This is a genomic window from Sphingobacterium paucimobilis HER1398 (genome assembly GCF_000416985.1).
In the GTDB taxonomy this organism is placed as follows: domain Bacteria; phylum Bacteroidota; class Bacteroidia; order Sphingobacteriales; family Sphingobacteriaceae; genus Sphingobacterium; species Sphingobacterium paucimobilis.
This window is the reverse complement of record NZ_ATDL01000012.1, coordinates 33,076-51,212: the sequence shown is the minus strand read 5'-3', so window position 1 is coordinate 51,212 and position 18,137 is coordinate 33,076. Positions and strand designations below refer to the sequence as shown.

Genomic DNA, 18,137 nt, shown 5'->3' with positions numbered 1-18,137 from the left:
ATGCCGTTTAACTTAAAAACCTGTCTTTTTATTGTCTTGTCGATGCTGGTCTTAGAGAAGACAAAAGCACAGCAAACCGATCAGTTGTTGCAAGAAATCAAGCGACTGAATGATAAAATAGAAAACTTATCTTATTCTTTTGATCAGATTACGAAAAAAATAGAGGATGTAAACTGGTACAACAAGTTGGAGGAGCTCGCTTATGTTGACAAAGTACGAATGACAGGTCCTCCCAAGAAAATTAAGAACGCCACAGCAAAAGGAGCTGGCAACCCCCTGGTATTTTGGTCTTATGTATTTATTCCAAAAGACTTTGATGCAAACAAGAAGTATCCACTGATTGTACTTGTCCATGGAGGTGTGCATGGCAATTTTGGTGTAGGGAATGATCATATCGTAAAAGAGTTTATAGCACAAGGGTACATTGTAGCTGCTCCTGAATATAGAGGCAGTACCGGATACGGTAAGAGCTTTCAGCAGAGTATTGACTATGGGGGATTAGAGATTGATGACACAAAGGCCTGTCGCGATTATATGGTTGAAAACTATAATTTCGTTGACAAAAATAGGATAGGTGTCGTCGGCTGGAGCCATGGTGGATTCCATGCTCTGTTAAATGTATTTAATTTTCCTGAAAGTTATACCGTAGCATATGCAGGTGTACCTGTGAGTGACTTGATTATGCGACTCGGATATATGGATAACAGTTATAGAAAGCTTTTTTCGGCAGATTATCATATCGGTAAGGAGGTCGTACAGGACGTAAAAGAATATCGTCGCCGATCGCCAGCTTTTCAAGCTCATAAACTCCAGACACCGCTGCTGATACATGCTAACACGAATGATGATGATGTATTGATCGAAGAGGTCGATCATTTGATCAGCGCACTTAAAGCAAATAATAAGAAATTTGATTATGAAATCTACGATAATGTAGCTGGCGGGCATCATTTCGATCGCATAGATAGTTACAAAGCGAAAGAAGTAAGGTTGAAGGTGTACAACTATTTGCAAAAATACCTAACACCGAGTAAGCCTTTTGCGGGATTACAAGATTTAATGAAAGCAAGCTATCAGCCCATAGCCAAGTAGTAAGCCAGTATATATGGATTTAACCCGTTTCATTCTATGAAAATAGAAACCATAGCTGAGAATATTCAAAAAGGAGATCATCAGGCTTTTATGGAAGTCTATGATCTCTATTTCTATCAGCTTCATGTTTTCATTAATCGTTATGTGCATGCAGACAGTATTGCTCAGGACCTAACACAAGACGTGTTTGTAAAACTATGGGAGAAACGGGAGTATTTGGATAAGGTTGGAAATTTTAACGCCTATATATACCGCATTGCAAAAAATCATACGTTAGACTACTTGAAGCGCGTTTCTCGCTTGGAATTGATGCCTAATGAAATACTCAAAGAGTTTAATTTTTCAGCCAATGAGGTAGAGCTTTTTGTTACAGAACAGGAGTATTTTCGATTTTTAGAGGCTTATATGAAAACACTGCCTGAAAAATCACAAGAAATATTTACGATGTGTCGGGAACATGAAATGTCGTACGAGGAGGTAGCGAAACAACTCAATGTATCGAAAAGTACGGTAAAACATCATATGATAACCACAATGAAGCGTTTAAAAGACGAAATTTTAGTTAAATTCCGTATAGACAAAATGCATATCTTCTATTTTTTCTTGTTTTTTAAAATCCTTTTGCCTTAAAAGGTATTATTATCGTCCTATCCGTAATGAAAGCCGAAGAGAAATATTATAGAAAGTTAGTCGAAGGGTATCTTAATAAGACGCTCACCAAAAGAGAACTGACCATTTTCTTTGACTTGTTGTCAAAAGGAGTATTGGATTTCTATCTGGAGGAGGATATGGTGGCAAATGTTCCAGAAAGCGTTGCAATTATAAAGCCGAAAAGGAGGCTGCGCAGTTGGTATTCCCTAGCGGCTAGCGTTCTATTGCTGATAGGTCTTGGACTGGGATTCTTTTATATGAAGAGTACTCCTGTGGAGACAGGACAGTCTACTGCACGCGAAGTCCGTCCCGGAGGAAATCAAGCGATACTCACCTTGTCAAATGGTGAGCAGGTGATTCTGGATGATCTGGAACAGGCAGAAGAGATTCATGAAAGAAATGTTTCCATTGTTAACAATAAATCTGGGAGTATTCAGTATGATCTTTCAAAGATAAATATCGAAGGTGTAGAGAAAGCGCAATTAGCAAAAAAATTTAATACCATAGAAACGCCACGAGGGGGTACGTATCAGATTATACTGCCCGATGGGAGTAAGGTCTGGCTTAACTCTTTGTCAAAAATTAAATTTCCGTTGGTTTTTTCTGATACACAACGCATTGTAGAAATGGATGGAGAAGCTTTTTTTGACATAGCGGAGAATAGAAAGCAACCTTTTATCGTCAAATCAAGGAACCAAGAAATTGAAGTTTTGGGAACCTCTTTTAATGTGAATTCGTATAATGATGAGCCATTTATACGTACTACATTGCTGACTGGACGTATTCAATTATCGAGTCCCTATACCTCATTGCAATTGACCCCAGGACAAGAGATCCTTAATAATAACGGGGAGTTAAAAGTTCAATCTGCCGATGTCGAGCAAGCCATAGCTTGGAAAGATGGGTATTTTAGATTTGATAAAGCGGATGTAAGCAGTCTAATGCGTCAAATATCGAGATGGTATAATGTCAATGTCAAGTTTATTGGACGCGTTTCAGAAGAACGGTTTGTCGGCAAGATAAAGCGTTCGGGAAGCCTCGATGAGCTTCTTAAAATATTTAAAGACGGCGGCATGGACGTCTCTCTAACTGGTAGAACAATCACTGTTCGGAACTAAAGTAAAATTATTTTATTTTTTTTTGCCCTTTCCAGGTTTGTTATCGTCCTATAGATAATGAATCACAGATGGACAGATCTAATCACTGTCCCTCTGTTTAAATAACTAATTACTGTTACCTAAAAAAAGATATGTAAAAATCCAGGAGCTATAGGTCTGTTTAAGTAACAGCCTTTAAAAAAGAATGTGCAAGGAGCCTCGGAACTCCCTGCACGATTAGATAAAAGAAAAACAATCGTCTTATTAATTATTACCTAATGACACAAATTTATGCATTTTAAATTAGATGGGGGTGTTTTTTATATTCCCTCAATTTTTAGAAAAATTATCCTAATAATGAAGCTTGTTGTTATCATCATGATATTGACACTTACGCATGTAAGTGGCAGTAGTTTTTCTCAGACAATAACTTATACAGGAAAAGGTGTTACGCTTGAGAAAGTTCTCAAAGTGGTGGAGTCACAGACGGGGTACAACCTTTTTTATAAGTATAACGAAGAAATTATGTCTAAACCGCTCCATGTTAACTTTGTAAATACAGAGTTAAAGGCGGTTTTGGAAGAAATTTTGGTCAAGAATGGATTGAAATATTCGTTGAATAATAAAACCATTACAATCAATAGACCAACTGCCGTACAAGATAGGAGTGCTAAGGGGCTAGAACAACAAGAACAGGTTCTCAAGGGTATTGTCGTCGATAAAACTACGGGGGAGACTTTGGTCGGTGCAACTATACGTGTAAAAGGCGGGTCGCAAGGTGTAGCATCCAATGATAAGGGGGAATTCACATTAAAGAATGTTAAGTCTGGAGCGACGATCGTTGTTGGTTATACGGGGTATAGAACGCAGGAGGTATTGGTTAGGAATCAACAAACAATACGTATAGCGTTGGAGAGCGAGCAAGGGAGCTTAGACGAAGTCGTAGTGACTGGTTATCAAAATATCGATAAACGTACATTTACGGGATCTGTAGGAAAGGTTAAGCCAGAAGATATGGCAACAGCTGGTACTGGAGATGTAGGGAAAGCTTTACAGGGAATGGTAGCAGGTGTCGCTGTCGAAAATACGAGCAGTACCTTTGGTACAAAGTCAAAGATACGTATTCGGGGTAATTCTTCGATCAGTGGCAACCAAGAACCCCTTTGGGTGATTGATGGGGTGGTACTAGATGATGCGGTGAATATCAATCCCAATCAATTATATTCTGGTGATGCTTCTACCATGCTGAGTTCCGCAATTTCGGGTATAAATCCAGATGATATAGAAGATATTCAGATACTGAAGGATGCTTCTGCTACAGCGATGTACGGTACTCAGGCCGTGAATGGCGTAATCGTAGTAACGACAAAGAAAGGGAAAGTTGGAACGGCAGATATCAACTATAAAAATACCTTTACGTTAAATGTAAAACCTTCTATAACTTCTTTTAATGTAATGAATTCTAAAGAGAGGATGGAGTTCTCTGAAGAGTTGTACCAAAAGAACTTGGTCGACTTTACTAATATGAACCGCACATATGGAGCGTATGGTAAGCTGCTTGAACAGATGTCCATGAAGGAAATAACTTGGGATCAATTTTACGACCGTATTGAGCGTGCTAAAACCTACAATACCGATTGGTTTGATGTCTTGTTTCGTAACAATTTGACACAGGAGCATAGTTTGAGTATGTCTGCAGGTGTTGATAAGTTTCAAGTTTATACATCAGGTTCGTTTTTTAAGGATCATGGGCAGGTCGTTGGTCAAAATACAGATCGGTATACCGCAAACATAAGAACGAATTACAATGTCTCTGATAAAGTTTCCTTTACAGCTACGTTAAACGGCTCTTTACGGAACCAAAAAACATTTGGAGCTTATGATTCTAAGGAGGGGGTACTTGGATTAGAAACGCGAGAGTTTGATATAAATCCGTTTACTTTTGCACGCACTACAAGTAGAGCGATTCGCCCTTATGGGGATGATGGTAGTTTAGAATGGTACCAGACCAATTATGCTCCTTTTAACATTCTCCATGAGTTAGAGAATAATTTTATTAACGTCAAATTGAAGGAATTCAGATTTCAATTTGATGCAAATTGGAAGATCAGAAATGATTTGAAATATACTGGATTGGCATCAGCACGTACTACTGCAGCCTATTCAGAACACATCGCTACCGAGTTTTCAAATGTTGCTGAATCTTACCGAGCTATGGCAAATAGTTCTGTAATATGGGGTAACGATAAATTGTATAATGATCCTTATGATTTATATGAGTTCCCGATTTCGGTTCTACCTCAAGGAGGAATTGTAGTAGTAGATAATACTGATGGGACGTTTTATACCGTGCGAAACTCGCTGAATTATACGCCTCGATTCGAAAGACATTCTTTTGATTTATTGGTGGGAAATGAGATTAGAAGTAAACAGTATTACAAGGACTATTATAAAGGCTATGGATTCGACTATTTCAGAGGTATGACATCCAATCCTGACTACCGCGCGATTATGCGTGATATTTTGTCATTAAGTTCAGATCCATATTACAAAAAAGGACAAAATACTTACAATGAAGTCTCGTTTTTTGGAAATTTAGCTTACTCTTACAAAGGTAAATATAATCTGACGGCATCTATTCGTTCAGACGGATCCAACAGGCTAGGCGCATCACAGAAATTCAGGTTTTTACCAATATGGGTATTGGGTGGAAGTTGGAATGCTGATGAAGACTTTAATCTAGAAAATGTCTCTTGGTTAGATCAGTTGAAGTTGCGTGGTTCATACGGTCTGAGAGGAAACATAAGTGGTTTAGGAAGTCCCGAAATGTTAGCTTATTATAGCAATACAGTTCGATTTGATCCTTCTACGGTAGAGAATCTAATTACAATTGATGCGCCTGATAACCCATCTATGCAATGGGAAAAAGAAAAGATGATAAATGCAGCAATCGAGTTCGGTTTCTTAAAGCGCTTTAATTTTATTATTGAGTACTATCATCGTGATAATTACGATTTGATTTCTGCCATCGAGGTGAGTCGGGCGACAGGCTTCCAACGTAAGACTATCAATTGGGCAGATATGACCAATCAGGGGCTTGAGATAACATTTAATAGCCATAACATAAAAAAGGAAAATTTCGATTGGAAAACAGTTTTCACATTTGGATACAACAAGAATACAATCAAAAGTCTGCAGACCAACAATACTATTCTACAACAGACCATTGATCGTGGTGCACCGATGGTGGGACGTCCGGTAAACGGTCTGTATTCCTTTGAATTTGCTGGACTGACATCCAATGGACTTCCCCTGTTTGTAGATGCATCCGGCAAAGAAACCTATCGTATAGATAAGGGATCTCGCGATTTGGATATGTTGGTTTATGAAGGGAGTCGGGAACCATTATCCTCTGGAGGATTGACCAATAGTTTTCGTTATAAAAAACTAACACTTTCAACGTTGTTCACTTTTAATTATGGTAACAAGATTAGAATGAATTCATTTTATAAAGGATATTATTCGGATATCGAAGCACTGGATAAAAACTTAGCAAACAGATGGCAAGCTCCAGGTCATGAACAGTATACAAATGTGCCTCGTATCATTGATGCAGATACCCGGAGTACACTACTCGGATTGAACTCTGATCCATTTACCTTTTATAATAGGAGTAACATCAGAACTGTTGATGGTTCATTTATTCGATTTAAAAGTGTCCTGTTGAATTATGAAATTCCTAATTATTTAGTGAAGAAAGCTGGGTTCAAAAAGCTGGTTTTAAATGGACAAGCACAAAATATTTACTTGTGGTCAGATAAAAAACTACAAGGACAAGATCCTGAGTCCATTGTATCAGGTATTTCGTTGCCGCTTACTACAACATATACATTTGGTTTAACCTGTACATTTTAATTGATATGAAGATTTTAATTCAATTCTGTGGCTGTTTGTCCCTAAGCATATTGCTTTTGTGTACCAGCTGTGAGAAATTTTTAGGGGTCAACCCTGACAACAGGGTGCGACCTACTTTAACAAGTGATTACCAAGCTATCATTACAGGAGCTTATCCTGGTGCCGAACACTTTTTCACTGAGCTTTATACAGACAATTATCGTTATTATAACTTTACTTCCTATGACAATGCATCAGTAGTTACATGGTTTCTGCCTATTTATCTTTGGTCAGATGAATATGTTCCAAATGGTGTTAGTCCAGATGCGACATGGCGCAACTATTACAATTATATTTATAAAGCAAATGTTGTCTTAGAACAAGTTGATGGGAGCGAGGGGGATGAAAAATTGAAGCGGTCTATTAAAGGCGAGGCACATTTGATTCGAGCATATTGTCATTTTATGCTAGCGAATATTTTTGCCAAGCATTATCATCCTGCTAATTCTTCCTCGGATCTAGGAGTACCTATTGTGACAGCCGCGGAAAAAGACAATAATACAATATATAAGAGAAATACGGTTCAGGAAGTATATGATTTCGTCGAAGAGGAGATTTTTAAAGGACTGGAATTGATTGACGAGTCTACTTACAAAGTGCCTAAGCATCATTTTACGACTGTGTCTGTATATGCGTTCCTGAGCCGATTTTACTTATTCAAATCAAATTGGGAAGAATCTCTAAAATATAGCAACAAAGTTTTTGATATCAATTATTCTATCCGTGATGTATTCACTGATTTTGATATGTATTTTCCAACCTCTCAGTTTGGACAGTTCTCGTATAACTACTTCTCTGTGGGCAAGCCTAATGTTTTGTTGATGAACTATTCGCTCGAATGGATGTCTTATTTCAGATCCGGGTTTTATGGTACTGAAGTGCGTGCAGCATATGCGGCAGACGATATTCGAGCACGTTTATTTACCTACAATAATGCTACCTACAGAAACTGGAATATGGCCAAATACAAAAGTGTATTGTCTGACAACGGTAATCGCTACTCTGATGTCCCGTTGTTTGTACTGGAAGAGGTGATATTCAATGCCGCAGAAGCGAATATTAAAAAACAGAATCCAGATTTTGAGACTGCAACACGGTTGGTAAATGACGTAATCGGTAAACGTTATAGGAATACAACTATCCCTTATCTTAATATGTCTGATTATGCTGGGGCAGAGGAGCTATTCAATGCTGTACTGATTGAGAAAAACAAAGAACTCTGTTTTGAAGGAATACGTTGGTTTGATATAAAGCGACTTAATATCCCGATTAAGCACCATGATGGAAATAAATATGTCGATCTACCAGCAGATGATTTAAGACGGGTTGTTCAGATTCCATTATCTGAACGTAATGCCAATCCAGATATAATTCCAAACCCTAGATAGAAATCAATATGAACAAAATATCTCAATTTATAATAGCCGTAGGTTTTCCCGTTCTATTTTTTGGTTGTGAGAAAGAGGATGCGATTCCCTATAATCCTTACATAGAGAATATTGTACTAGAAAATGCTACAGACTCGTCCGTTTATTCTATTTATAAGGACTACCAAACTAAGATTATTTATGACTGGGATCGCAAGTATATTTCAAGTAACGCTACTGCAGCCCCCCCTCGGTATGAATTAGTTAAACCCTATGTGGATAATATCGTCCGAAAGATGATCATTGCACCTTACGATCGGCAGAACCCTAATTTTCTACGGGAGAATATGCCTATCGAAATTGTATTGATGGGATCCTCAATCAATTATGCGTCTGAAGAGGGAGGATTTAGTTCGACAGGGGGAGCAGTGTCTCTAAGTCGCATTTTGATTACAGGAGTGAACAGTTATGATCTAAAAAATAGGAGCTTTACTAAAGGACAGGCTGTACTCTTTGCTCATGAACTTGCCCATATATTGGACAAAAAATACGGCCGTCCTATTGGGTTCGACCAGATTTCTGCAGGCAAGTATGCCGGAGGGGCATCCGTTGGATCCTTTAGCCTGCAGGAAGCTCGGAATAGGGGTTTTTGGCGTAACTATGGTATGTCTAACCAGATTGAGGATTTCGGTACCTGGGTAGAAGGAATTGTAGGGACGAAGAAATCGGAAGTACTGTCTCTAGTGGCTCAAAATCAATATCTAGGGGCTAAATATAGGGCTGTCTACAATTACTTTCTAGAAAAGGGAATTGACCTACATGTATTAAATGAAAATATTGAACGTATTGGTGATCAATTAAGTGAACTGTAACATGAGACATTTTTTAATTACACTTATCCTTGCTATAGTCTTCTCCTGTAGTAAAGATATAACTGTACTTCCAGAGGAGGAAACATTGACAAAAGAAGAGGCAGTACAGCAGCACAAGGATTTTGTGAATAAACTAGTCAGTAATGAACAAGGCTGGTTTATGAGTATAGGTGGTGCTGAGAGCAAAGATTCTACAATGCTACATCTCGTATTTAAAGCTGATGGTGAAGTATTGGTAAAGTCTACTTCTAGGGAAAATCTAGTAGCAGTTACTAGTACATATCAAATAATTGGAGACTATAAGTCTATATTGAAATTTACAGAAAATTCTATTTTTGGATTGTTAGAACGGATCGATGATTCTCCTCGAGAGCTTGTATTCAAAGATTTTTCAGGTATGCAGGCTACTTTGGCGCGAGCTGATGGTTACAACAATAATCCTATTACATTAGCTCCTTTTGCTGAAAGTTTACAGAGTGTCTTTAAGATCAAGCAGGACAGTGTATATGCCTTGTTAGATTACGAAGCCGCATTTGCGTTAACTAAAGGACTATTTCGAAAGATGCTTGGAGATAATGAAGAAGCGACTAAAAAGCGTTTTAGTGTCTTTAGCTTTGCAGACCGTGGTTTTCATTGGTCTGACGTAGATACTGTTGCTAAAAAGATTTCCTTCGAGTTCGTACCTCCATATAATGCTGTCAATCCTACGTTTATCAAATACAAGAACACTTATTCATTTGATTATTTCCCTGGAGGAATGGTGTTTTCTCCCGCGATAACCTATGGCAATGTATTGGTCGATAGTATATTTTTCGATCATTACGATGAGAATAATAAGGTTCTTTTACTGACTAAAGCCGGAAACCTTAATAACGTAGAGTTCGGTTATGCTAATAATGAAGCTCATGTATATACCGGAATAACGAAGTTATTCGATGTAACGGCATGGCCATCAAATGCATTCGTTTATTTACTCGCAGGAACCGGTATTAATTCCTTTTCTGGACGGTTCTCTACACTTTTGAACAATGCTCGAACAACGTTACGGAGTGATGGCACTGCTATTCCGGCAAATACAGCTATATCTTTTAATATCCGGATTAACAGTTCTGGTACCAACGGAACGGGATCTATGATCCAGGTCTATATCCCTGTTCTTGGAAACATTTTCTTCAAATGTGATTATGTAATAGAAGGTAAGAACATATTAAAGATTAGGAATGTAGCGATGACGCCACAGACTCCCAATGCAATGTATGATAATACTGTAGTGCGAAACTTAATTATTGACATGTTCGGAGGTGATGGCTTTTACATTTCACCGACAGCAGGAGCTCTTGTAGTAACCCCTTTCAAATTACATCTTTTGGATAGGAATGTAGCTGAGGATCAGATTTCTGTACAAATTAATGAAAATGCGAGTAATATAGCAATGATGAATTATTACGACCAATATACCCGATAAACATGAAAAATACATTTTTAATCCTCCTATTATTTCTTACATCCTGTAGTAAAAGTAGTTTTGACTACTTGATTCCAGAGGGCACTCCTTATTTGGAGGATATTCAAAAATCCTATGCAGATAAATTGATAGCTAAGAGTGAAGGTTGGTATTTGAACTATCAAATTGATGGAGTACGTTTCAATTTAATTGTAAAATTTAAACAAAATGGATTGTGTGATATCCTTTCGGATGTAGATGGTTTTCATTTTTTAGATAAAGACATCAAGTACAAAATAGCTGGTTTGGTAGAGCCAGAGTTACAGTTTACTTCTTATTCTGCATTTTCTGATATTTTTGAACATTTCAAAGGCGGCTTTGAGTTTACGATAAAAGAAAAGGAGGATGTGGGATTCCAATTGGTGCCCATAAAAGGGGTGAAAGCTTCACTGAGTTTAGTACCTGCAACTACAGCCCAATACGATGACATCGCTCAAAGTGCACATGTAATTGATGTAGTCAATGATTTTAGCGAGAATGCAATAGCTTATTTTAAGAACTTTGAAGTCAATGGAGTCAAAGCTTTCTTGGATTTAAACATGGCAACTCGAAAAATAGTTTTCTCTTGGGTGGGCGCTGACGATAAAATACTTCGTGAGCAAAGGACGTTCAATTATAAAGCAAATGGTATTACCTGGAGTTCTCCTGTTACTATTTCGGGAAAAACTTTCAGTCAGCTGAATTTTGGGTCGTATAATCAAGATGAACTGGAGATCGTCGACGACGAAAGCGTTACGATAGGAAGAATATTTGTTTCGCATACCCCTAGTATCACTTTTCCCCACACAGCAGATGCCTTTTTATATCGAGGCAAACCAACTAATTTATTCGCCTATACTGGAGACGACCTAACTATTTATGCGAGTCCAGACTTGGCAGTAAAGTGGGAAGAGATGAGACAGTTGATTTCGCCTTCACTTTTCCGGATTACGATCAATACCAATACAACGTCGACAAATGGTCCCGACAATGTGACCTTTTTGACAAAGCCTGATGGGGCTGCAACTAATTATTGGCGTTTTGATATGAATATGGCCAAATCGGGCGAAGATCATGTTACAGCTGCCTTTAAAGGAACAAATTCTGCAAATGCAAATAATTATAAAGTACAACTTATCGAGTTCTTGGATTTGATATTTCCTGCTGAAGGGGTGACAATTATGCCCTTAGGAAGGTATTCGAGTGGTGAACATTTTTTTCGTATTATCAGCCGAAAAAATAGTAGGATATATTTTAATGTACGTATTTCGACAGATTCACCACTAGATTATACTTGGGAGTAATATTTTTGAAGAAAAAAGCGGACACTGTGTCCGCTTTTTTCTTCAAAAGCCTAAGCGGATTAGGTAGCAATTTACAGAAAAGCCGTATTCTAATATGTGTATCGTGAATGCTTGATATCAGAGTTATAATACATCGTTCCTATACCAATAATGCTAGTTTTGTTTGTGATTAATAATTTGGCGCAGCTGTACGGTATCATATACTGTTGCGAGTAAAGGGTTTCCAAGTTATTTTATTATTTTTAGAAATAAATACCCTTAATCGATTTTTGTCCGTCTTGTATTCGGATAAAGTATAGGAAAATGAGCCTATAAATATTGTAATAAACTATAAACCAAATAATGAAAATTAAAATTACTATTGTCTTTCTGTTTCTGTTCTCCATTCTAAATGCACAAAATACACGATTGTCAGAGTTGTTGTCCACCCCCTATATCGGTAAGATTGTGGGAGCTGCTGCATCAGACCGGATAGCCTTTACAGTCAATGATAAGGGACACCGAAATATCTATATGGCCGAAGGGCCAGCGTATACGATTCGAAAATTGACGAAATTTGATAGTGATGATGGGCAAGAGATAACAAGTTTATCGATGACAAGCGATGGAAAGTGGATTGTCTTTGCTCGAGGAGGAGACCACGGTGCCAATAGTGCCCCTGTAGCGACCAATTCCGCTTCTTTTGTAGAGTCCACAAAAATAGAAATATTTACATTGTCCGTTGACGACCAAAAGCTGCACAAAATCGGCTTAGGCGATTTCCCGATCATTCATCCAGATGGAACTGCAGTTACCTACCTTCGCTCGGGGCAAGTGTGGACAGCTTCTTTGAATGGGGAAAATGCCGCAAAACAACTGTTTAGCATGAAAGGAGCAGCCGGTAATATCCAGTGGTCTCCTGATGGTACCAAGTTGGCTTTTATGTCCAGACGTGGTGATTATAGTTTCATAGGTATCTATAGCAAATCCAGTTCAAGGATACAATGGATAGGGCCATCGTTTCATTCGGACAGTTCGCCTCAGTGGTCTCCTGACGGACAGCGTATTGCATTTATAAGAAGAGATGCGAGTGGGGGACCTTTAGATTCATTGACTTCGTTTAACTATCAGGGCTGGTCTATTATGATAGCATCCATTGCTGATGGTATAGCACATGAAATCTATCACGCTCCCGTCAAAAAGCAAGCTACTTTTCCCAGGATAGGAGGACAGGCAAATCTAAAATGGAAAGATTCCCGATATATGACATTCATGTCGTACGAAAGCGGATGGCCCCACATCTATCGATTAGATGTATCTACTAAGGACGTACAGCAACTTACCAAAGGTAACTTTACTGTGGACCACCTCAGTTATAGTGCGGACGGTAAGGATATTCTCTTTGCAGCTAATACCGGAAGAGATCAATTTGATTTCGAACGATCCCATATTGGACGTGTAGACGTAGCTTCCGGTAGATTTGAGATGTTGACTGAGGGGAACGAGATTGAGACTGCTCCTTTTTATTTTGACCGAGGAAAGTCTATCGGTTTTTCGTCCAGCTCATTTAATCGAGCTGTCAATCCTAAAGTGTACCATATGAAAGATAAGAAGTCGATATTGTTGGCTACAGAATTATTTGGTACCGAGGCATCTGGCTTTGTAAAACCCGAGCAAGTGTTTATTACAGCAGCAGATGGCGTTCGTTTCAGTGCGCAGTATTACAAACCAAAACAAATAAAAAATAATCTGCCCGCTCTGGTTTATATTCATGGTGGCCCACGTCGACAGATGTATCTCGGTTGGCATCATATCGATTACTATTTCTACGATTACATTGTCAATCAATATTTGGCAGAACAGGGATATGCGGTATTATCGGTCAATTATAGAATGGGCACCGGATACGGTTTCGATTTTCAGCACCCCAACTCCGCTGGCAACCTAGGAGCCTCCGAGTATGCCGATATATTAGCTGCAGGCCAATGGTTGCAACAGCAGAGCGATGTTGATCAGACGAAAGTCGGTGTCTTCGGAGGGTCTTACGGCGGATACCTTACAGCAATGGCATTAGCGAAGAATTCAGATGTATTTAAGGCTGGTGTGGATATACATGGCGTACACAATAGAGAACGTAAGCAGAATCCTTCTCAATATGCGCCCGACTTCGAATTAGCAACCCAGCTCAACTGGGAATCCTCTCCATCAAAGTGGGTAGACTCCTGGCGGTCTCCGGTTCTGATCATACATGGTGACGATGACCAAAACGTCGCCTTTTCTCAAAGCATAGATCTATATAATAGACTCCAAAAGAAGGATGTCGACATGGAAGTATTGGTCATACCAGATGACAATCACCATTGGCAATTATTCGAAAATCTAGTCAAGGTAAAAGAAGCTACTGTAGATTTTTTTAACCGTAAATTGAAATAATATGCGTAACACCATCCTATTTGTAATTGCCCTGTTTTATCTAATCTTATTTCAGGCCTGTGTCGTAAAAAAAACTACTTCCCATCCGTATGCTATTGATCAAGACTCTTTGCTCAATACGATTCATTACGGGCTGAAAATTGTGGATTTGGACAAAGGTACGATACTCTCTTCGACCAACTCGCATAAGTTTTTTATGCCTGCAAGTAATACCAAACTACTGACTATGTATGCCGGACTGCAGACATTTGGAGATCATATCCCCGGCTGGAATATCGGAGAGAGCAGCAACTCTATTTACTTAGAACCCAATGGTGACCCTACCTTTCTGAATGCAGAGTTTGATAAACAGCAGGTATTCGAAATACTAAAAAACACGGAAAAGACTGTCTATATCCTTCTGCCCGAAGCAACCGCTTTTGGACGATTTGGTTCCGGCTGGTCCTGGGGGACCTGGCAAGAAACCTATTCACCAGAGCGCAGTGTGATGCCTGTCTATAATAACATGGTTAAGTTCTATAGAGAAGGCAACACCTTTAAAGCCATACCGTCCTATTTCAATTCGGCAATAGAGCAGCCGACAGAAGATATTCTAGGCACAAAGTACAGTACCGTACTTCGTGTAGAAGACAGCAATACCTATCAGGTCAAGAAAAATAGCACACGAAATAGTTGGACAAGGCCTTTTACAGGCATGAATAATGACACCTTAGCCTATATGCTTCTGAGAGATACGTTAATGACCTTCAATCCTAAGATCGAGATTTCCTTTACGCGGCAGAAACCTACAGATATCACGTTTTCTCCAGTGTACACCGTTGCGACGGATACGCTGTTAGGAAAAATGATGAAGCGCAGCGACAATTTCTTTGCAGAGCAAACGATGCTTATGGCGGGAAAGATAAGGTATGGTTCGTTTGCCGATTTCGGAACCATCAGGAAGCTCCGTGAAGATCTATTTGAGGGTATCCTCGATCAGGGAAAGTGGGTGGATGGCAGCGGATTGAGCCGAGGCAACCTGATATCTCCCGATGAGTTTATCAATCTGTTAACAGCAATATACAGGAGTGAGGATTTCGAACGGGTCAAAGAGATATTGCCTCATGGTAATGAAGGTACACTGAAGGGGTTGTATGTCGGATATGAAGCTAACATCTGGGCTAAAACAGGTACATTGGCCGATCATCTTGGCTTAAGCGGCTATCTGAAAACCAAAAAGGGGAGTAACCTAGCCTTCTCCTTTCTGATCAATAACTTCCGTGGCAGCGCTAATGATTATCGAAAGAAAATGGAGGAAATATTAATCTGGATTATCGAACATAATTAAAATCTTAAGTATGCTCTTGTGCAATAGGGGTATCCTTTTGTACAAGAGCATGCTGTGATATGGGGCTTACAGTTCGCTCAATTTTTTAAGCAGCTCTTCACCTCTTAATCCTCTACCTATGATCTTACCATCGGGATCTATCAGAAAACTATCCGGGATTCCCCTTACCACATACAGCTTTGCGGCTTCATTATTCCAGCCATTGAGGTCAGAAACTTGAGGCCAGGTTAGTTTGTCCGATTTTATTGCCTCTATCCACTGCTCGCGGGTGTTTTCATTATCGAGAGATATACCCAGGATCGTAAAATTTTTATCTTTATAGGTGTCCAGAGCTTTAATCAACGTGGGATTTTCATGTCGACAAGGACCACACCAGCTCGCCCAAAAGTCGATCAGGACATATTTACCTCTGAAATCAGTCAGTGATATGGGATTGCCTAAAGGATCATTTTGTGTAAAATTAGGAGCTATCTGTCCGATTTTGGAGTTGTCAAGATTTTCAATCAGCGTACCAAGATCTTTGCCGAGCTGCATGTTTTTTAAATCCGGACTGATACCGGTCCATAAGGTTTTAAGTTCATTGATTTCTAAATCTTGAGAGATATGCGTTAATCCGCATACACTGGCAAAGCTGCTGGGATTTTCTTTGACAAACCCAATTATTGTATGCAGTTTTTCTTGCTTTATCTCTTTAAATTCCTCGCTGAAACTGTCTGATTCAGATTTTGACATATTACCTTTATCCAGGGCCGGAAAATATCTCTCGTTCCACTCAAGGTGTTTTGCTTCTATATTGGCTAATCGCTTTTGAAGCCTTTTGAATTCATCTTGGAAAACCGAGCCTTCTACGTTTGCGTCCTCCAGTAGGCGAGAGGATGTTATTCTTATATTCGATGGCGCTATCAAAAAATTAATATTATCGACATCATCTTCCGAATCGGAGTCTTCCAAAGCCAAACTTGCAACAGTGCCTGATGTTGCGATTCCCTTAAAACGAAATACGCCATTTTTAACCAATGCCGAATCTATCTTACTTTCCTTTTCAAGTTCATAGGTCAGGAAGACTTTAGTGTTCTCTTGTAATGAATCGATTTTACCTTCGATGGTGAAGCTCTTTTTTTGAGCAAATGAGGTGCTGCTGATTGTAACCAAACAAAAGACGGTAAGCAAAATCTGTGCTTTTTTTAGATTCATAAATAATATGGGGCAAGTATAAAATGGTAATTGTGAAATTTAATCTTTAAAGATAATAAGAAGCTTTCATTTTACAATATTAAATTGTTTTTATGGACAGATACTCCTCTAATCTATTTTAATCTTTATCTTCCAATATGTAATCGCTGGTTTGTTTGTAGATTTTATTATTGCACTTGAAGTCTATACACTTTTTCGCCATCTTTTTCGTGCCCTGTAAATTCGAATCCACATGAAGTATAAAGGGAAATTGCTTTTTTGTTACTTGGATCAAGGCCTAAATACAGTTCACTAATAACTTCGGACATACGCAGCTCTTCTATGAATAGGCGAAAAGCTCTTTTACCATAGCCTTTCCCCTGATGGCGATAGTCTATCATATATCGTAATACCCAATAGTTGTTCTGGTCATTTACGTATGGTCCCCATAGGATAAACCCTACAGGCACTTCACCATCATATAAGGCTTGCGGTTGTAGATCGGGAAAGTATTTCGATTCAGCGAGAGAGAGTGCATTGCAACAGATGAATTCTTCATCAAGTGTAGGAATTCCGTCTACGTTCGTAGTCAACAGGCTTACATCATAATAGTTGTCTGCTGTGACAGGTCTTAATGTTATGTGCATTTTTGTGAGTTAAATTCAAAAGTATGCTTATGTATTCTAGGTACTGTTCATTCGAATGGTGCTTTTTTGTATCTGCTGTTTTCTGTTTATTTTTAGAGAGATGATTTAGCCCCGCATTTGGCAATACTTTTAGCAGCAGTATTTTTTATGTAAAGTCAACGTGAAGTCTATGTTTTCCGCATTCTAAACATTGAAATAAGTAAGCCCCTAAGTCGCTGTCTTTTGTAAGTCCTTTTGTTATGTACTCTGTTGGAATGCCTGAATTTTCAATATCATCTTTAAGTTCGTCTAAAAATGGTTCGATTAATTTACTGTCCGCATATCCAATAAAAGCACAAGGCTCATTACAATGAGTCAACCATACTTCTTGCTGCCAAGAAGTATAACTTGGTGTTCTGTTTGTAATTTCAATTAAGTGTTCTTTTTCAATACTTGGTTCAGGGTCGTTTGGGTCAGGCGAAACGCCCTCAATTCCACAATAATCGTTAAAATCTCCATTGTATTTTTCGGATGCTTTCCCATTTGCGATACACCAAGGGCAAATGTATTCAGGGCTTTCAATACTATAGAATGAACCCGTATATTTAATTTGTCTCTTTTCGTTACATATAGAGCAAACACCTTCAATATTTTCAAAAAGGTCAAGTTTATATGCGTTTGGGCTATATTTAAATTTTGGTAGTTCCATCTTTATACTTGTGAAGTGCGTTCCGTGTCTCGTCCTGAAAATCCTTTACAATTATACAAAGTACTTTTCA

Annotated in this window: 13 protein-coding genes; 10 read left to right on the top strand and 3 right to left on the bottom strand. The window is 38.7% G+C overall.

Translation table 11 applies throughout. The features are described 5' to 3' along the window. The 10 genes from M472_RS30645 to M472_RS30600 all read left to right on the top strand — a co-directional run bounded on the left by M472_RS30645 (position 1) and on the right by M472_RS30600 (position 15,559). On the top strand, positions 1 to 1,092 hold the full coding sequence (locus tag M472_RS30645) for an alpha/beta hydrolase family protein (protein WP_031301532.1): 1,092 nt from the start codon (positions 1 to 3) through the stop codon (positions 1,090 to 1,092). A gap of 36 nt (positions 1,093 to 1,128) precedes the next feature. After that, on the top strand, positions 1,129 to 1,722 hold the full coding sequence (locus M472_RS30640; protein WP_021069707.1) for an RNA polymerase sigma factor: 594 nt from the start codon (positions 1,129 to 1,131) through the stop codon (positions 1,720 to 1,722). A 26-nt stretch (positions 1,723 to 1,748) separates the two neighbouring features. Beyond that, complete coding sequence (locus M472_RS30635; RefSeq protein WP_021069706.1) at positions 1,749 to 2,861, top strand: FecR family protein; 1,113 nt, start codon at positions 1,749 to 1,751, stop codon at positions 2,859 to 2,861. A 336-nt stretch (positions 2,862 to 3,197) separates the two neighbouring features. Next, on the top strand, positions 3,198 to 6,755 hold the full coding sequence (locus M472_RS30630; protein WP_021069705.1) for a SusC/RagA family TonB-linked outer membrane protein: 3,558 nt from the start codon (positions 3,198 to 3,200) through the stop codon (positions 6,753 to 6,755). A gap of 5 nt (positions 6,756 to 6,760) precedes the next feature. Further along, a complete protein-coding gene (locus M472_RS30625) occupies positions 6,761 to 8,182 on the top strand; it encodes a RagB/SusD family nutrient uptake outer membrane protein (RefSeq protein WP_081643124.1) in 1,422 nt (473 codons plus the stop codon). A gap of 8 nt (positions 8,183 to 8,190) precedes the next feature. Next, positions 8,191 to 9,033, top strand: a complete 843-nt coding sequence (locus tag M472_RS30620; RefSeq protein ID WP_021069703.1) for a substrate import-associated zinc metallohydrolase lipoprotein — start codon at positions 8,191 to 8,193, stop codon at positions 9,031 to 9,033. Position 9,034: 1 nt separating this feature from the next. Then, positions 9,035 to 10,498, top strand: a complete 1,464-nt coding sequence (locus M472_RS30615; RefSeq protein ID WP_021069702.1) for a hypothetical protein — start codon at positions 9,035 to 9,037, stop codon at positions 10,496 to 10,498. Between the two features lie 2 nt (positions 10,499 to 10,500). Further along, positions 10,501 to 11,820, top strand: coding sequence for a DUF4302 domain-containing protein (locus M472_RS30610; protein WP_021069701.1), 1,320 nt, complete (start codon positions 10,501 to 10,503; stop codon positions 11,818 to 11,820). Between the two features lie 342 nt (positions 11,821 to 12,162). Then, on the top strand, positions 12,163 to 14,232 hold the full coding sequence (locus M472_RS30605) for a S9 family peptidase (RefSeq protein WP_021069700.1): 2,070 nt from the start codon (positions 12,163 to 12,165) through the stop codon (positions 14,230 to 14,232). A gap of 1 nt (position 14,233) precedes the next feature. Then, the gene (locus M472_RS30600; RefSeq protein WP_021069699.1) at positions 14,234 to 15,559 is read left to right on the top strand and encodes a D-alanyl-D-alanine carboxypeptidase; all 1,326 of its coding nucleotides are present in this window, start codon (positions 14,234 to 14,236) and stop codon (positions 15,557 to 15,559) included. A 66-nt stretch (positions 15,560 to 15,625) separates the two neighbouring features. On the opposite strand, the gene M472_RS30595 is transcribed toward M472_RS30600, so the two are convergent. From M472_RS30595 to M472_RS30585, 3 genes are all read right to left on the bottom strand, one after another. After that, positions 15,626 to 16,753: a TlpA disulfide reductase family protein gene (locus tag M472_RS30595; protein WP_021069698.1), complete on the bottom strand. Its 1,128-nt coding sequence runs from the start codon at positions 16,751 to 16,753 to the stop codon at positions 15,626 to 15,628. Positions 16,754 to 16,920: 167 nt separating this feature from the next. Next, positions 16,921 to 17,379 carry a GNAT family N-acetyltransferase gene (locus M472_RS30590; RefSeq protein WP_021069697.1) on the bottom strand — a complete coding sequence of 153 codons (459 nt, stop codon included), beginning with the start codon at positions 17,377 to 17,379 and terminating at the stop codon, positions 16,921 to 16,923. A gap of 145 nt (positions 17,380 to 17,524) precedes the next feature. Continuing rightward, a complete protein-coding gene (locus tag M472_RS30585) occupies positions 17,525 to 18,067 on the bottom strand; it encodes a CbrC family protein (RefSeq protein ID WP_021069696.1) in 543 nt (180 codons plus the stop codon). Positions 18,068 to 18,137: the final 70 nt, after the last annotated feature.

Excerpts from the sequence above, each read along its gene's own strand:
- M472_RS30600 (WP_021069699.1), top strand. The coding sequence starts at position 14,234 with ATGCGTAACACCATCCTATTTGTAATTGCCCTGTTTTATCTAATCTTA.
- M472_RS30630 (WP_021069705.1), top strand. The coding sequence starts at position 3,198 with ATGAAGCTTGTTGTTATCATCATGATATTGACACTTACGCATGTAAGT.
- M472_RS30585 (WP_021069696.1), bottom strand. The coding sequence starts at position 18,067 with ATGGAACTACCAAAATTTAAATATAGCCCAAACGCATATAAACTTGAC.
- M472_RS30620 (WP_021069703.1), top strand. The coding sequence starts at position 8,191 with ATGAACAAAATATCTCAATTTATAATAGCCGTAGGTTTTCCCGTTCTA.
- M472_RS30615 (WP_021069702.1), top strand. The coding sequence starts at position 9,035 with ATGAGACATTTTTTAATTACACTTATCCTTGCTATAGTCTTCTCCTGT.
- M472_RS30640 (WP_021069707.1), top strand. The coding sequence starts at position 1,129 with ATGAAAATAGAAACCATAGCTGAGAATATTCAAAAAGGAGATCATCAG.
- M472_RS30625 (WP_081643124.1), top strand. The coding sequence starts at position 6,761 with ATGAAGATTTTAATTCAATTCTGTGGCTGTTTGTCCCTAAGCATATTG.
- M472_RS30635 (WP_021069706.1), top strand. The coding sequence starts at position 1,749 with ATGAAAGCCGAAGAGAAATATTATAGAAAGTTAGTCGAAGGGTATCTT.
- M472_RS30590 (WP_021069697.1), bottom strand. The coding sequence starts at position 17,379 with ATGCACATAACATTAAGACCTGTCACAGCAGACAACTATTATGATGTA.
- M472_RS30610 (WP_021069701.1), top strand. The coding sequence starts at position 10,501 with ATGAAAAATACATTTTTAATCCTCCTATTATTTCTTACATCCTGTAGT.
- M472_RS30595 (WP_021069698.1), bottom strand. The coding sequence starts at position 16,753 with ATGAATCTAAAAAAAGCACAGATTTTGCTTACCGTCTTTTGTTTGGTT.
- M472_RS30645 (WP_031301532.1), top strand. The coding sequence starts at position 1 with ATGCCGTTTAACTTAAAAACCTGTCTTTTTATTGTCTTGTCGATGCTG.
- M472_RS30605 (WP_021069700.1), top strand. The coding sequence starts at position 12,163 with ATGAAAATTAAAATTACTATTGTCTTTCTGTTTCTGTTCTCCATTCTA.